The sequence below is a fragment of the Bradyrhizobium sediminis genome, assembly GCF_018736105.1.
Lineage (GTDB): Bacteria > Pseudomonadota > Alphaproteobacteria > Rhizobiales > Xanthobacteraceae > Bradyrhizobium.
This window is the reverse complement of sequence record NZ_CP076135.1, coordinates 4,072,974-4,087,708: the sequence shown is the minus strand read 5'-3', so window position 1 is coordinate 4,087,708 and position 14,735 is coordinate 4,072,974. Positions and strand designations below refer to the sequence as shown.

16 protein-coding genes are annotated in these 14,735 nt (G+C 62.5%); 12 read left to right on the top strand and 4 right to left on the bottom strand.

Going from position 1 to position 14,735, the window contains the following annotated elements; translation table 11 throughout:
- Positions 1–85: 85 nt before the first annotated feature.
- From KMZ68_RS19670 to KMZ68_RS19630, 9 genes are all read left to right on the top strand, one after another.
- Positions 86–967 carry an FAD binding domain-containing protein gene (locus KMZ68_RS19670; RefSeq protein WP_215612832.1) on the top strand — a complete coding sequence of 294 codons (882 nt, stop codon included), beginning with the start codon at positions 86–88 and terminating at the stop codon, positions 965–967.
- Positions 964–1,449, top strand: coding sequence for a (2Fe-2S)-binding protein (locus KMZ68_RS19665; protein ID WP_249779417.1), 486 nt, complete (start codon positions 964–966; stop codon positions 1,447–1,449). The genes KMZ68_RS19670 and KMZ68_RS19665 overlap by 4 nt, the downstream gene beginning before the upstream one ends.
- Positions 1,446–3,839, top strand: coding sequence for a xanthine dehydrogenase family protein molybdopterin-binding subunit (locus KMZ68_RS19660; protein ID WP_215612830.1), 2,394 nt, complete (start codon positions 1,446–1,448; stop codon positions 3,837–3,839). Before KMZ68_RS19665 ends, KMZ68_RS19660 begins: the two co-directional genes overlap by 4 nt.
- Before the next feature lie 214 nt (positions 3,840–4,053).
- Positions 4,054–5,298, top strand: a complete 1,245-nt coding sequence (locus KMZ68_RS19655; RefSeq protein ID WP_215612829.1) for an amino acid ABC transporter substrate-binding protein — start codon at positions 4,054–4,056, stop codon at positions 5,296–5,298.
- A gap of 137 nt (positions 5,299–5,435) precedes the next feature.
- Positions 5,436–6,317 (top strand): branched-chain amino acid ABC transporter permease, encoded by an 882-nt coding sequence (locus KMZ68_RS19650; RefSeq protein WP_215612828.1) that lies wholly within the window; start codon positions 5,436–5,438, stop codon positions 6,315–6,317.
- On the top strand, positions 6,314–7,273 hold the full coding sequence (locus KMZ68_RS19645; RefSeq protein WP_215612827.1) for a branched-chain amino acid ABC transporter permease: 960 nt from the start codon (positions 6,314–6,316) through the stop codon (positions 7,271–7,273). The genes KMZ68_RS19650 and KMZ68_RS19645 overlap by 4 nt, the downstream gene beginning before the upstream one ends.
- Positions 7,273–8,016 (top strand): ABC transporter ATP-binding protein, encoded by a 744-nt coding sequence (locus KMZ68_RS19640; protein WP_249779416.1) that lies wholly within the window; start codon positions 7,273–7,275, stop codon positions 8,014–8,016. Before KMZ68_RS19645 ends, KMZ68_RS19640 begins: the two co-directional genes overlap by 1 nt.
- Entirely contained in the window at positions 8,006–8,743 is a 738-nt protein-coding gene (locus KMZ68_RS19635) for an ABC transporter ATP-binding protein (RefSeq protein WP_215612825.1), read from the top strand. Before KMZ68_RS19640 ends, KMZ68_RS19635 begins: the two co-directional genes overlap by 11 nt.
- A 312-nt stretch (positions 8,744–9,055) precedes the next feature.
- Positions 9,056–10,648, top strand: a complete 1,593-nt coding sequence (locus tag KMZ68_RS19630; RefSeq protein WP_215616403.1) for an NAD-dependent malic enzyme — start codon at positions 9,056–9,058, stop codon at positions 10,646–10,648.
- Positions 10,649–10,712: 64 nt separating this feature from the next.
- Here the strand turns inward: KMZ68_RS19630 and KMZ68_RS19625 are convergent, their stop codons facing one another.
- Positions 10,713–11,867, bottom strand: a complete 1,155-nt coding sequence (locus KMZ68_RS19625) for a zinc-dependent alcohol dehydrogenase (protein WP_215612824.1) — start codon at positions 11,865–11,867, stop codon at positions 10,713–10,715.
- Between the two features lie 169 nt (positions 11,868–12,036).
- Here KMZ68_RS19625 and KMZ68_RS19620 point away from each other — a divergent pair, with 169 nt between their 5' ends.
- Positions 12,037–12,225: a hypothetical protein gene (locus KMZ68_RS19620; protein ID WP_215612823.1), complete on the top strand. Its 189-nt coding sequence runs from the start codon at positions 12,037–12,039 to the stop codon at positions 12,223–12,225.
- A gap of 135 nt (positions 12,226–12,360) precedes the next feature.
- On the opposite strand, the gene KMZ68_RS19615 is transcribed toward KMZ68_RS19620, so the two are convergent.
- From KMZ68_RS19615 to KMZ68_RS19605, 3 genes are all read right to left on the bottom strand, one after another.
- Complete coding sequence (locus KMZ68_RS19615) at positions 12,361–12,555, bottom strand: hypothetical protein (RefSeq protein ID WP_215612822.1); 195 nt, start codon at positions 12,553–12,555, stop codon at positions 12,361–12,363.
- Positions 12,556–12,759: 204 nt separating this feature from the next.
- Positions 12,760–13,035 (bottom strand): hypothetical protein, encoded by a 276-nt coding sequence (locus KMZ68_RS19610; protein ID WP_215612821.1) that lies wholly within the window; start codon positions 13,033–13,035, stop codon positions 12,760–12,762.
- A gap of 150 nt (positions 13,036–13,185) precedes the next feature.
- Positions 13,186–13,824 carry a LexA family transcriptional regulator gene (locus KMZ68_RS19605; RefSeq protein ID WP_215612820.1) on the bottom strand — a complete coding sequence of 213 codons (639 nt, stop codon included), beginning with the start codon at positions 13,822–13,824 and terminating at the stop codon, positions 13,186–13,188.
- Positions 13,825–14,047: 223 nt separating this feature from the next.
- On the opposite strand from KMZ68_RS19605, the gene KMZ68_RS19600 reads away from it, so the two are divergent.
- Positions 14,048–14,515 carry a GcrA family cell cycle regulator gene (locus KMZ68_RS19600; protein WP_249779415.1) on the top strand — a complete coding sequence of 156 codons (468 nt, stop codon included), beginning with the start codon at positions 14,048–14,050 and terminating at the stop codon, positions 14,513–14,515.
- On the top strand, positions 14,512–14,691 hold the full coding sequence (locus tag KMZ68_RS19595; RefSeq protein ID WP_215612818.1) for a hypothetical protein: 180 nt from the start codon (positions 14,512–14,514) through the stop codon (positions 14,689–14,691). The genes KMZ68_RS19600 and KMZ68_RS19595 overlap by 4 nt, the downstream gene beginning before the upstream one ends.
- The last annotated feature ends 44 nt before the right edge of the window (positions 14,692–14,735 follow it).

The window sequence follows — 14,735 nt, the reverse complement described above, 5'->3', positions numbered from 1 at the left end:
CGATAAACAAACTTGACCTTTAGAGGTCGCCGCCGTCTAATCCAAAGAAAATGCGCCAAACGGCCCCCGGGGGAGGTCTCGCCAGATGAAAGCTGCGGCTTTCGCTTACGCACGCGCAACCAGCGTCGTGAACGCGCTGGATTTGCTCCAAGCGCATGGGGACAGGGCGAAGGTGCTGTCGGGCGGCCAGAGCCTGATGCCCGCGATGAATTTGCGCCTGATCTCGCCCGAACTTGTCGTCGATATCGGCGAGGTCGCCGAACTGCGCGGTATTTCCGTGACCGGCGATACGGTCAGGATCGGCGCGTTGACCCGCCATGTCGAGCTCCAGAGATCGCCGGAAATTGCCGCGCACGCGCCGCTGTTGACCGAAGCGATTGCGCATGTTGCGCATCCCGCAATCCGCAACCGCGGCACCATCGGCGGCAGCCTCGCCCATGCCGATCCCGCGTCGGAACTGCCGGCCTGCATGGTAGCGTTGAATGCGACGATTATCATCCGCGGCAAGACCGGCGAGCGGCGCGTGGTGGCGACGGATTTTTTCACGGGCATCTATGAGACGGCGCTGTCGGCGCAGGAACTGTTGGTTGCCGTTGAGCTGCCGGCGGCGCGAAGAAAGTCTGCGCATTTCTTCTGCGAATTCGCGCGGCGGCATGGCGACTACGCCATCGCCGGCCTTGCGGCGCAGGCGGTCGTGGAGGGCGATCTCTTCGCCGATCTCCGGCTTGCCTTTTTTGCCGTCGGCAACCGGCCGGTGTTGGCCAAGGCCGCGACCAAGCTGGTCAACATAGCTATCACGCCCGCGGTATTGTCGGCGGCTCTGGCAGCCCTCAGCCAGGAACTCGATCCCCAGTCTGACCTGCAGGCATCCGCCTCCATGCGGCGACATCTCGCAGGAGTGTTGCTGACGCGATGCGTCGGCACGCTGCTTGGCCGCAGCGATCTGGGCGCCGGGGGATCTGCGTGACCGCTCCCGTATCGATCTCGCTCGATGTCAACGGCGAGCGCGTCGATGCGCTGGTCCTGCCGCGCCTCAATCTGGCGGATTTTCTCCGAGAGCAGCTGCAACTGACGGGGACACATGTCGGCTGCGAGCATGGGGTTTGCGGCGCCTGTACAGTGCGGGTGAACGGCGAGATCGTTCGGTCCTGCCTGATGCTGGCGGTGCAAGCACACGGCGCCGCGGTCCAGACCATCGAAGGATTGTCCGACAGCGGCGAAGTCGCCGACCTGCAGGCCGCCTTTCGCGATCGCAACGCGCTGCAGTGCGGGTTTTGCACCCCGGGCATGCTGATGGCGGCGCAGGATTTGCTGAAGCAGGAGGCCAGGCCGGACCGCGACCGGATCCGCGAGCATCTTTCCGGCAATTACTGCCGCTGTACCGGCTACCAGGCCATTATCGATGCGGTCGAGACCACGGCGCGGGCGCGTGGAGGACGCAGGGTATGACGATCACGTCGGCAAATCCCGAGATTCTCTCCGAGCTCGACCGGCCGAATTCCTATATCGGCAAGACGGTGCCGCGGCCGAACCTCGAGCGGTTGATGCAGGGGCGTGGGCTCTATGTGAGCGACATGGAGCTGCCGCGCATGGGGCAGGTGGTGTTCCTGCGTTCGCCTCATGCCCATGCGAAGATCATCGGTATTGATGCCGCCGCAGCCCGGCGCGTGCCCGGCGTCATCGCCGTGGTGACGGGTAAGGAGCTTGCTGATGTCATCACGCCGTGGGTAGGCGTGCTCTCGCATCTGAAGGGTCTCAAGTCCGCTCCCCAGCACGCTATCGCCATCGATCGCGTATGCTGGCAGGGCGAAGCCGTTGCCGCCATCGTGGCGACCAGCCGCGCCGTGGCAGAAGACGCCGCGGAGGTCGTCAGGGTCGAATACGAGGAACTGGAGGCGGTGACGGACATGCGCACCGCGCTCGATCCGGCAACCCCGGTGATTCATTCCGCGTTGGGCGACAACCTCGCCTTCGAGCGCAACCATGACGCCGGCGAGGTCGATGCGGCGTTCGCCGGCTCCGACGAGGTGGTGGAAGCCGATTTCATCTTTGGACGGCATACCGGCGTGACACTGGAGCCGCGTTCGGTCGTGGCCGACTGGAACGTCGCCGAGGAGCGGCTGACGATCTACCAGGGCACGCAGGCGCCGCACATGGTGCAGAATATTGCGGCGCTGCACCTTGGACTGCAGGAGCAGCAGGTCCGCGTGGTCTGCAAGGACGTCGGCGGTTCCTTCGGCATCAAGGTCCATATCTACGCCGACGAAATGGCCACCTATGCGCTGTCGAAGCTGTTGCGCCGTCCGGTCAAGTTCGTGGCAGACCGGGTCGAAAGCTTCAATACCGATATTCACGCCCGCGACCATCGCTGCAAGGGACGGATCGGCGTCAAACGCGACGGGACCATCACGGCGTTCGAGATCGACGATCTCACCGGCATCGGGCCCTATTCGATGTATCCGCGCACCAGCGCCATCGAGGCCAATCAGGTCGTCAATCTCGTCGGCGGCCCCTATGTGATGAAGAATTATCGCGCCCGCGCCCGCGTCGTGTTCCAGAACAAGAATGTCATGTGCCAGTATCGCGCGGTCGGCCATCCGATCGCCTGCTCGGTGACGGAAGGCCTGGTCGATCTCGCGGCGGCGAAGATCGCGATGGATCCGGTCGAGATCCGCCGCCGCAATCTCATTGCCGATGACGGCTATCCCTGCACTTCGCCCTCGGGTCTGAGGTTCGAACTGCTGTCACATCACGCCGCCATGAACAAGCTGATGGCGATGATGGATTATGACGCGCTGCGTGCCGAGCAGGCGGCATTGCGGGCCAAGAAGGTTCATCGCGGCATCGGCATCGCCAGTTTCATCGAAGTCACCAATCCCAGCGCGGCGTTCTACGGTGTTGGCGGCGCTCGCATCTCGTCGCAGGACGGCGTAGCGGTGCGGCTGGACGCCCAGGGGTCGGTGATATGCCAGACCAGCATTACCGAACAGGGGCAGGGCTCGGAATCCCTCACCGCCCAGATCGTCGGCAGCGTGCTCGGCGTCTCGATGGAGCGGGTTCGCGTCATTCTGGGCGATACCGACAACACGCCCTATGGCGGCGGCACCTGGGCATCGCGCGGCGCCGGCATCGGCGGCGAGGCCGCGCTTCAGGCAGCGAAGATCTTGCGCAGGAACATCCTGGATGTCGCTGCCGCCATCCTGCAATCTTCGCCAGCCGAGCTCGACATCGCCGGCAGCGCGATCGTGAACGGCAGCGACGGCGCGCCGCGCATGGAGCTGCGCGAGCTCGCACGGATCGTCTATTTCCGTCCCGATACGCTGCCGCCGGGCACTCAGCCCGAGCTGATGGCGACGCGCCACTTCGTGCCGCGCGAATATCCATTTGCCTTCACCAACGGGGTTCAGGCCTCCTGGCTGGAAGTCGACACCGACACCGGTTTCGTCAAGCTGCTCCGCCATTGGGTGGTCGAGGATTGCGGCACCCTCATCAACCCGCAGCTGGTCGACGAACAGATTCGGGGTGGCGTGGTGCAAGGCCTAGGTGCTGCGCTGTTCGAGAAGTGCGTCTACGATGAACGCGGTCAGCTGACCAACGCCAACATGGCCGATTACCTGGTTCCGATGTCCGGCGAGATGCCCGACATCGATGTCGGCCACGTGGTGTCGCCGACCTCGGAGACGGAGTTGGGTGCAAAGGGCGCAGGGGAGGCCGGTACGGCGGGAGCTGCCGCGGCGGTAGCGAATGCAGTGAACGATGCGCTCAGGCCGCTCGGCGCCGTGATCACCGAGATTCCCTTGACGCCGCAGGTGATCCTGACCGCGTTGGGACGGATTTGAACGAAGACGAGCCGGGAAACCCGCATATGGTGCAGCCAACAATATGAAACGCAGAGGAGGAAGCGCGCGGGCCAGCTCGCGGTCGCCCAATTCAAATGACCCGGCGGGCGCTTGTCCACTTCGGGTCAAAAGCGGACATGATCCTTTTTCATTGTGATGTCCGCTGTGTTCATCCAATATACCACCAAAACAAGAGACAAATGGGGAGAATCAAATGAAACGCAGGACACTTCTCGGCGGAACAGTCGCGGTTGCCATGCTTGGGTTGACCTCGGGCGCAGTCGCACAGCAGCCGCCGATCAAGATAGGCATGAGCATGGCGCAAACCGGCGGCCTAGCCGGCGGCGGCAAGGCCTCGCTGCTCGGCATCGAGGTCTGGCGGGATGACGTCAACGCCAAAGGCGGCCTGCTCGGCCGCAAGGTCGAACTCGTCGTCTATGACGACAAATCGAGCGCTTCGGAGACGCCTGCGATCTACTCGAAGCTGCTGGACGTCGACAAGGTCGATATCCTGTTCGCCCCCTACGCGACGGTGCCGACGGCGCCGCTGATGCCGCTGGTCAAGCAGCGCGGCATGCTGCTGATGGGCAACTTCTCGTTCCAGGTGAACAGCAAGGTCGGCCACGACATGTGGTTCAACAATGCGCCGTGGGGACCGGCCGACAGCTGGGCATCTTCCTTCCTCGATCTCGGCCAGAAGGCCGGCGGCAAGACCATTGCACTGCTCGCGGCAGACCAGGAATTCGCCCAGAATCTGGCCAAGACCGCCAGGGAGGTCGCGACCAGGCTCGGCATGAAAATCGTGTTCGATCAGGCCTATCCACCGAGCACCGTGGAATTCTCCGGCATTCTCCGCGCGCTCAAGGCCGCCAAGCCCGACATCGTCTATGTCGCGTCCTACCCGCCGGATTCGGCTGGAATCCTGCGCGGCGTGAACGAGATCGGGATCGGCGACAGCGTCAAACTGTTCGGCGGCGGCATGGTCGGCCTGCAATTCGGCGCGGTCATGGAAAATCTCGGTTCGCTGCTCAATGGCGTCGTCAACTACAACACATGGCTGCCGGAACCGAAAATGTACAACGAGGGCACGAAGGCGTTCTTCGAGACCTATACGAAACGCGCCGTGGAAGCCAAGGTCGATCCGCTGGGCTACTACCTCGCGCCCTACGGCTACGCCAACGGTCAGATGATCGAGCAGGCCATCAAGGCCGTGGGATCACTCGACCAGAAGGCGCTGGCGAAATATCTGCGCGAGAACACTCACAAGACCATTGTCGGGTCGATCACGTTCGCGGCGGACGGCGAGTGGAAGGAAAGCGGGGTCGTGCAGGCCCAGTTCCGCGGCATCGCGGACAAGAACATCGAGCAGTTCCGCAGCCCGGGCAAGCAGGTCATCCTGTTTCCGGAAAAACTGAAATCGGGCGATCTCATCAGTCCCTTCGAGGCTGCCCGGAAGTAAATCTCGCGGCTTTCTTTCAGAGCCATGGTGCGCTGCCAGGGGGCAGCGCACCTGCGTCTTAGACAACTGGGATGGGATAGACGGCGTGCGCAAACCGGGGCAGCGGCGGCTTAACGGCGGGTCAAGGGGGACCTTACGTGTTTTCATTTGAACTGCTGCTCGACGCGGTGGTGATCGGGGTGCTGCTCGGCTGTTTCTATGCCGCGGTCAGTCTTGGATTATCCGTCTCGTTCGGCCTGCTCGACGTTCCCCACGTCGCGCATCCGGCCTTCCTGGTGCTGGCGTCCTACGCGGTGTTCTTCCTCAACGAGCATTACGGAGTCGATCCGCTGCTGGCAGGGCTGTTGATCACGCCGATCTTCTTTCTGTTCGGTCTCGTCGCCTATCGCCTGTACTACGAAACATTCGAAAGACGCGGCAGCGACGCCGGCGTGCGCGGCATCGCGTTCTTCTTCGGCATCGCCTTCATCATCGAAGTGCTGATCATTCTGCAATTCGGTGTCGATCAGCGCTCGGTCACCGCGACCTATGTCGGCAAGGCCTGGCGGATCGGCGATATGCGGATTCCGTTCCGGCTGGTGGTCGCGTTCGGGGTCGCCGCGGCGCTGACGATCCTGCTGACGCTGTACCTGTCGCGAACGTACATGGGACGCGCGATCCGCGCGGTCGCGCAGGACCAGGAGGCGCTGCGGCTGATGGGCGCCAACCCGATCTGGATCAAGCAATGGGCGTTCGGCATCGCAACGGCCGTACTCGGGATCGCCGGCGCCTTGCTCATTATCGTTGCGCCCGTCGAGCCGACGCTCGACCGCACCTATATCGGGCGGACATTCTGCGTCGTGGTCATGGCCGGGCTCGGCAGCATGAGCGGCACGCTGGTCGCCGCTATCATCCTCGGCGTCGCCGAAACGATCGTCCTGACCCTGTTCGGCGCCTCCTGGGCGCCGGCCATTTCCTTCGCGATGCTGCTCGGCGTTCTCGCCGTCCGGCCGCAAGGCCTGTTCGGCAGGCTGTCATGAAGCGTAACGGTATCTTCTTCTGGATCGGAGCGACCCTGTTTCTCGCCGCCGCCCTGCTGATGACGCAGATCATCGGCAACCAATATCCCTTCTTTGCCGGCTACGTGATCCTGCAGTTCATCGTCCTCGCCGTCGCATGGAGCATCCTCGGCGGCTATGCCGGCTACGTAAATTTCGGCACCAGTGCGTTTTTCGGCATGGGCGTCTACACCGCGGTATTCCTGTTCAAGTCGGTCGGCGCGCCGCTCGCCGTGCAGATTGCCGCCGCGGCGGTCATCGGCGCCCTGATGGGCTTCGCCCTGGGCCTCCTGACCTTGCGCATGAAGGGCATCTTCTTCTCGATCGCAACCATTGCGCTGACGATCGTCATCGAAACGTCGATCACGAACTGGCGATATGTGGGCGGCGCGGCCGGCATCCAGATGCAGCGGCCGGCGGTGACGGCGCCGTTCGACAACTATGTAGAGATGCTGTTTTTCGTCCAGGCGCTTCTCGTGGTGCTCGCGGTTGCGAGCTCGCGCTACATTCACAATTCATGGATGGGCCGCGGCTTGCAGGCGCTCAAGGACGATGAACTCGCCGCGGAATGCACCGGCGTGCCGACCCTGCGGCTGAAGCTGCTGGCATGTGTCATCTCCGGGGCGCTGATGTGCGCGGCCGGCGCCCCCGCCGCGATGTACCTGCAATACGCGGACCCCACGTCCGCATTCAATCTCAACTACTCCGTCTCGGTGCTTGCGATGTCGCTGATCGGCGGCACCGCCCATTGGGCGGGCCCGGTCGTCGGCGCGATCCTGCTGGGCACGACGCAACAATTGCTGACCGTCACCATCTCGTCGGAAGTGAACGTGCTGGTGCTCGGCGTGATGCTGGTGCTGTTCGTGGTGGCGGCGCCTGAGGGCATCATTGGCCTGATCCGAAAGGTTCGCCGCAACCGCAACGAGGGCGAAGGATGATGCCCCCCGAAACCCAGGCACCCCTGCTGCGGATATCCGCGCTGACCAAGCGTTTCGGCGGCTTCACCGCGCTCGATAACGTCAGCGTCGACATTCGTCCCGGAGAGCGCTTCGGCCTGATCGGCCCGAACGGCTCGGGAAAGACGACGCTGATCAACTGTATTTCCGGCGCTTTCCGTACCGAGCCCGGCACCGTGGTGTTCCGTGACGAGGACATTACGCGGTTGCAGCCGCATATGCGCACGCGCCGCGGTATTGCGCGCAGCTTCCAGATCCCGCGGCCGTTCAAAAGCATGACGGTTGCCGAAAATCTCATGGTCGCGCTCGACTTCGCGGCGGTCACCGGCGAGATCGTCTCGGCGGCGCAACGGCGCGACGCCATGATGTCGATTCTGACGCGGATGGGTCTCGCGTCGAAGGCGAACGTGTCGGCAACGAAGCTGAGCCAGGTGGAATTGCGCAAGATGGAGCTCGCCCGGGCGATGGCGACGCACCCCAAACTCCTGATTTCCGACGAAGCCATGGCCGGCCTTTCCAGTTCCGAAGTCGACGAGGTGCTCGATCTCCTGATGAGCCTTGCGGGCCAGGACATCACCATCATCATGATCGAGCACATCATGCAGGCAGTGATGCGGTTTTCAGACCGCGTGATGTGTCTCGACGCCGGCCGGATCATCGCGATCGGCACGCCGACCGAAGTCATGGCCAACCAGCGCGTGCAGGAGGCCTACCTTGGCACTTAGCCTTGCCATCAAGGACCTCGATGCGGGTTACGGCGCCGTGAAGGCGCTGCGCGGCGTCAGTCTCCATGTCGAGACCGGCGAGACCGTCGCCTTGCTCGGCACCAACGGCAACGGCAAGAGCACGCTGATGAAGTGCGTCGCAGGCCTGGTTCGGCCGGAGCGAGGAAGCGTGTCGTTGACGATTGACGGAACGACGCACGATCTGGCCAGGCTGTCGACCGAGGCCATCGTCGATCTCGGCGTGGCGCTGGTTCCCGAGGGGCGGCGGCTGTTTCCCAAGCTGACCGTGCTGGAAAACCTGATGCTCGGCGCCTTCCGCAAGGCCGCCCGGCAAAACATCGATCGCAACCTTGCGCTCGCCTTCGAGACATTTCCGGCGCTCAAGGGGCGGCAGGGCCAGCTCGCCGGCACCATGTCAGGCGGTCAGCAGCAGATGCTGGCCATAGCGCGGGCGCTGATGTCGTCGCCGCGCCTGTTGTTGATCGATGAGCCTTCGGTAGGCCTGTCGCCGCTCCTGGTCTCGCAGACCATCGCCAAGATCGGCGAGCTCAATCAGCATCTCGGCCTGACGGTGCTCATGGCGGAGCAAAACTTCAATCAGGCGATCCGGATCGCCGATCGCGGTTACATCATCGTCCATGGCGAGATCGTTGTCGCGGCCGATTCGGTGGACGAATTGCGAGGCAACGACATCGTCAAGCGGCTCTATCTCGGCGGCGTCGCATGATTGCCCGCCAGGAGCCGCGGCGGAAAGATTGCCGACGACGAAGCGACGAGTTCCAGCGTCTGTGCCGGCTTCGCCGGGATTGAGCTCATCGTTGCGCAGGAGCAGTTCCATCTTCGTCGCATTGCAACGCATCGGACAGAACGACGGGCGCTGGAGCCGGAATGCACCCTTCCGGTCTTGATTTTTATCAACGCTTTCTGCTTCAATCGGGCAGATGCTACAATTAATAAATCAAGCGGCCCTTGGGGGAATATGATGAGTGTGCCAGTCCGAGCGAAGCGCAGTTCAGCGCCTTCCGATTCGCCGCACGGCTTGGCGCTGCTGCGCGATCCGCTGCTTAACAAGGGCACCGCGTTCACGGAAGCGGAGCGCGATGCGCTGGGATTGCGCGGCTTCCTGCCCGCACACGTGCTCTCGATGAAGGATCAGGTCGAGCGTGTGCTGACCAATCTGCGCAGCCTGCCCACCGATCTGGAAAAATACATCGCACTCAACTCGCTGCACGACCGCAACGAGGCGTTGTTCTTCCGCGTCGTGTGCGATAACATTGATCAGATCCAGCCGCTTATCTATACCCCGACGGTGGGGTTGGCCTGCCAGCGGTTCGGTCTCATCTTCCAGCGGCCGCGCGGCATGTTCATTGGCGCCAACGACCGCGGGCGTATCGCGGAACTGCTGGCCAACTGGCCCTATCCGGCGAAGCTTATCGTCGTCACGGACGGAGAGCGTATCCTCGGCCTCGGCGATCTCGGCGCCCATGGCATGGGCATTCCAGTCGGCAAACTCTCGCTTTATTCGGCCTGCGCCGGCATCCGCCCCGAATACTGCCTGCCGGTGATGCTGGACGTCGGCACCAACAACGAAGAGTTCCTGAACGATCCCTATTATATCGGCCTGCGCCAGAAGCGCCTGAGCGGCCCGGCGTACGACGAACTGGTTGACGAGTTCATCACCGCCGCGCGCGGGACGTTCCCTGGCGTGCTGATCCAGTTCGAGGATTTCGCCAATCACTCGGCGTTCCGGCTGCTGCACAAGTATCGCGACAAGATAAATGTCTTCAACGACGACATCCAGGGAACGGCCGCGGTGGCGCTTGCCGGCCTGTTCTCCGCGTTGCGTGTGAACGGCGGAAAACTTGCCGACCAGAAGGTGCTTTTCCTCGGGGCCGGCGAGGCTGCGACCGGCATCGCCGACCTCGTAGTATCGGCCATGATGGCGGAGGGCGTATCGGAAGCCGAGGCGCTCAGGCGCACATGGCTCGTGGACTCGCGCGGCCTTGTTGTGAAGAACAGGGCCGGCGTCACCGACCACAAACTTCGCTACGCGCACGATCATGCGCCAATCGGCGACTTTCTGACCGCGATCGAAACGCTCAAGCCCACAGCCATCATCGGCGTTGCGGCGGCCGGCGGCGCCTTCACGCCCGAGGTGCTGAAGGCCATGGCGCGGATCAACGATCGACCGATTGTGTTCGCGCTCTCCAATCCGACCTCGAAGGCGGAATGCTCCGCCGAGGAAGCTTATCGCCATACCGGCGGCCGCGCGCTGTTCGCATGCGGCAGCCCCTACGATCCGGTGAATCTCGACGGCAGGAGGTTCGTACCGCGCCAGGGCAATAATTCCTACATCTTCCCCGGCGTCGGTCTCGGCGCGATCGCGAGCGGATCAAGACTGGTGACCGACGAGATGTTCATGGCCGCCGCGCACACGCTGGCCTATCTCGTCAACGACGCCGATATCCAGCAGGGCAGTCTTTATCCGGCGCTGCCGCGGATCCGCGAAGTCTCGGCACACATCGCCGTGGCGGTTGCCGAGGTCGCTTACCGGCGCGGTCTTGCGACTACACCGGCGCCGAATGATCTGATGGCGTTCATCCAGTCGCAAATGTACGACCCTCACTATTGAAGTGAGCTGATCCGGTATTCTCAAGACCACGAGCGAAGTTGCAACTTTCCGCTTGATAATTGCCTCACTCTGCCGCCACGCCCTTCAACATGCTCGCCGCCCGCGTCGTGACCACCACCTTGATGGCGTCCTCGACCCGATCGCGCGCGTATCGGAGGGCGGTAGGGAGATCGGCGAGCGCAAACGTATGGGTATGAATTTTCGTCGCGTCGAAGCGTTTCTCCGCCATCAGGGCCATCGCCCGGCGCGTGGCGCTACGGCCCTCGCCGCGAATGCCGTAGACGTAGATATTGTTCTTCACCAGATGCGGCAGGTCGGTCTTCACCGGATCGTGCGGAAATGCCGCCAGGCAGATCTTGCCACCGCGGTTAGCCATGTGAATGGCTTGATTGACCGTGGCCTCGGTGCCGGCGCATTCGATCACATAGTCCGCGCCGATCCCTCCGGTGAGTTGCTTGACGACATCGACGGCATTCTCGTCCGCGATGTTGACGACGCGATCCGCGCCTAACTCCCTGCCGATCTCCAGGCGCTTGTTGCGGGTTCCCGTCAGGATGACCGGGCTTGCGCCCAGCGCCTTTGCAACGGCCACAGCGAGCAACCCGATGGGGCCGGGGCCGATCACCACGACGCTTTCACCGGCGACCAGCCCGCCAAGTTCGGTGAGGCCGTACATCGAGGTGCCGGCGGTGACGACGAGCGTGGCTTCGGCGTCGCTCATGGTATCGGGCACCCGCGCCAGCGTATTGATGTGATTGACCGCGTATTCGGCAAAACCGCCATCGGTCGTGAAGCCGTTGGCGCGGTGACCCTTGTCGGGCTTTCCATAGTTGAGGCACGAAGTGTACATGCCCTGGCGGCAGCGCTTGCATTGACCACAGCCGGCATGGATTTCCACGCTAACTCGTTCGCCGATGGCGAACTCGTCAACATCGGGTCCGAGGGCGGCGACCGTGCCCATATACTCATGGCCGGGGGTGAAGTTCTTGTTGAAGGGCAGGCCGCCCAGAATGCTCGCGGGCGACCCGCCATGGATGATTTCAAGGTCGGTTGCGCAGATCGCGACGGCGTCGATCCGGACCAGAACCTCCGCGCGCCCGGGAACCGGCGTGGGCTTGTCGCGCAGGGAAAGCTCGTCCGGGTCGCCCAGGACCCAGGCTCTCATCCGAGCAGGAATGGAGAATTCGGGCGACGTCGTGACGCCGGCAGGTTCGTACATTGGAGCGGTCCTCATTTTGCCAAGACCCTACGGGAAAGGGCCGGACAAGATTAGACAACAAACCTGTCTCATTTGCAGGAAAACGTAAGGCGGGAAAACGGAAAGACTATCGATCCCCGCTCTGTTAGCATTACAGAATGGATCGGCTTCACACCCCGGAGTGGAGTTCATGAAGAGGCTCATCGAAATTCGCAACCAGGAATTTCTGTGTCGGGAGCGTGCGTTACTGGATTCCGAGCGCAAGATCTTCTGGCTGGCGAAGGCAGAAGAATGGGAACGGTGCGCGCTCGACGAAATTGCCCTCCACTTCCGGGAATGCAACCTCGATGTCACCCATTCACTGCCAGCCGCCCATTAGCGCGCAGACGTTCCGGAGTTCAGTAGCGTGTGAAGCGACGGCTGCGGTGCGCATGACGGGCGCGGCTCGCTTTTACGCGGGGCGCGCGCGCCCTTCGATGCGCGCCGAGGTGTTTCATGGGGCGACGTCAATCCCCTAGTGGCGCCGGAACGGCTTCGTCACGGTTTGCCTGACTTCGGCGCCGCAGTCGGAGCACTCATAGATGAAGTCGATCCTTGCCATGCTCCAGTGGGGCTCAACGTCTCTGACGTACATCGGCAGTACTCCAACACAGCCGGGGCAGATCATTGGCGCGGTCTCAATTTCGTGATGCTGGATGTAGGCTGGCATGTCGGCTCTCCTTCACAGCGGAAGCACGGTAATTTCAACCCCGAGCTAACTTACCGCGCAGGCCGGATGCTCATCATCAACTCTTGTGAACGTACAAAGAACAACTGCACAATCCTGGCGAGTGTGGCTTTGTGGTAACATCCAAAATCTGCAACGGATGCCTGCGGATTTGGCTCTGCGATCTCGACCCGGACCCCGTGCCGATCATAGCGGCTCATGCTTCCTGAGATCGCGCGCGTGATCGAAACGGCCTGCCTGCAGATCGGCATCAGCCGCCTGAATTTCGGGGACGGCTGCCTCGGCCAGAATTTCCGCCGTGATGTCGTCGACCGAGGAATCGGCGATCTCGTGAACGAAGCTGATGTTCTTGTACTCGCCAGACGCCACCCGCGAGATGACTTCGCGCCGCGTAATCTCGGGGTCGACGATGGCCTCGCGCCCGCGCCGCCCGTAATCGATCATTACGACGAAATACTGCATGGCCCTCTCATTAGCCGCCCGGCGGAACGTCAAGGGCAGTATTTCGTAAAATCAGAAATTAGTCAAGTTAATAATTCTGAAAAACAGAAATTTGGCCTCTTGACCCAGGCGCGCCTCCACTGCGGGCGAGAATCGTGCGGAGTGAACTCTCTATTTTTCGTGGACACGCCCGGCATGGGATTTTGCCGCCTTGCGCGCCCGGGCGGCGGCTTTGGCCCGCAGGCGCTCGATCTGGCCCCTCGGCAGGGTGACGCAGATCTCTCCGATCCATTCGAGCTTGACCCCGTTGATCGGCTTGGCGTTGAAGCTCGTGAGGTTAAAAAGCGCAGCGGATTTTCCCCGCTCGATGGTTTTCAGGTAGCGCTCGCCGGTCTTCAACCTGACCGCGGCTTCTTCGCCGTAGAAGCTCGAGAAGGGGTGGCGCTGTTCCTTGTAGACCACGATAATGTCGCCATTTTCGTATTTCGGCAGCATGGAATCGCCGGCCACCTCGAAGGCGATGGTTTCCTCCGCTATCGGGAAGGGCAATTCGACCTCGCCGAGGCCTTCCGGCGGCACCTGCTCGTATTCCGGCTCGATCGTAGCGCCTGCGCCGACGCGGCCCATGATCGGCACCGAATTCAGTTCGAGATAGTCGATGATATCGGCAATTTCAGACGCCTTGATCAGGCGCAGCCCCGACAGGATTTCCGAGACGGCCCCAGGGCGAACGCCCATTGCCGCGGCCAGACCTCCCTTGGTCTTGCCCGGTTTCTGCAGCCCCCGCTCGATCAGCTTGATATCCAGCATGGCGGTATCTTTTCCGAATTTCAGAAATAATAGCAATTCCGATTATCAGAAATCAAGCTTGACTTTAAGTTCGGAATATCAGAAATTGATGGCCGGTTGCCCGCGACGGACGGTTCGTCCTGGCTGCCGTCATCACGATTGGAAGGGCAAGGGAGAAACGCTATTGCAGACAGACTGGGCACCCGCGCATTCCGACGCGCTGCGCGAATACCTTGCGAAGGGCATGTCCTTTGCCGACATCGCCCGTGCGATCAATGCGAAGTTCGACACCGCCTATTCCCGCAATGCCACCATCGGCCGCGCCAAACGAATGGGGCTCGCGGGCCCTGACCGGCGTGCCGAGCCGAACAGGTGGCCGCAGCAGCTCGGTGCGCCGCGGCTTCACAAACTTCGTGAGCGCCAAGCCGCCGAATCGAAACGGCTCCTGCCGGTTTCCGAGCGCGCGGAAAGGATCAATCTCCGTTGCGTCCAGATCCTGCCGCGGCATCTGTCGCTGATAGACCTTGAAGCCGGCGATTGCCGGTATCCTTACGGCGGCGACGAGGAGAGCGAACCCATCACCTTCTGCGGCCATCCGCAGCGCGAGGGATCGAGCTATTGCACCGGACATTTTCACCTGACCCACGGCCCCGGTACGGCCTCGGAGCGAGCCGCCGTCCCGGTCTCCCTGCGGCTCGTGGAGGCAGCATGAAAAGCGGACCGGCCATGGCCATGAGGATGACGCGGCTGCCGCGTCGCCATCGCATCGCGCATCTTTGCGCACTGATCCGGCAGCAATCGGTGCGTTCGATCCGGCGCAAGGAGTTGGTGACGTTGTTGCGCACCGAAGTGACAGCTCAGCTCTGTAAAGCGGTTCGGGCAGGGTGAGCCGACCCCTGCGGGTGGGACGCGGCTGGCTGAATCTTGCGGCA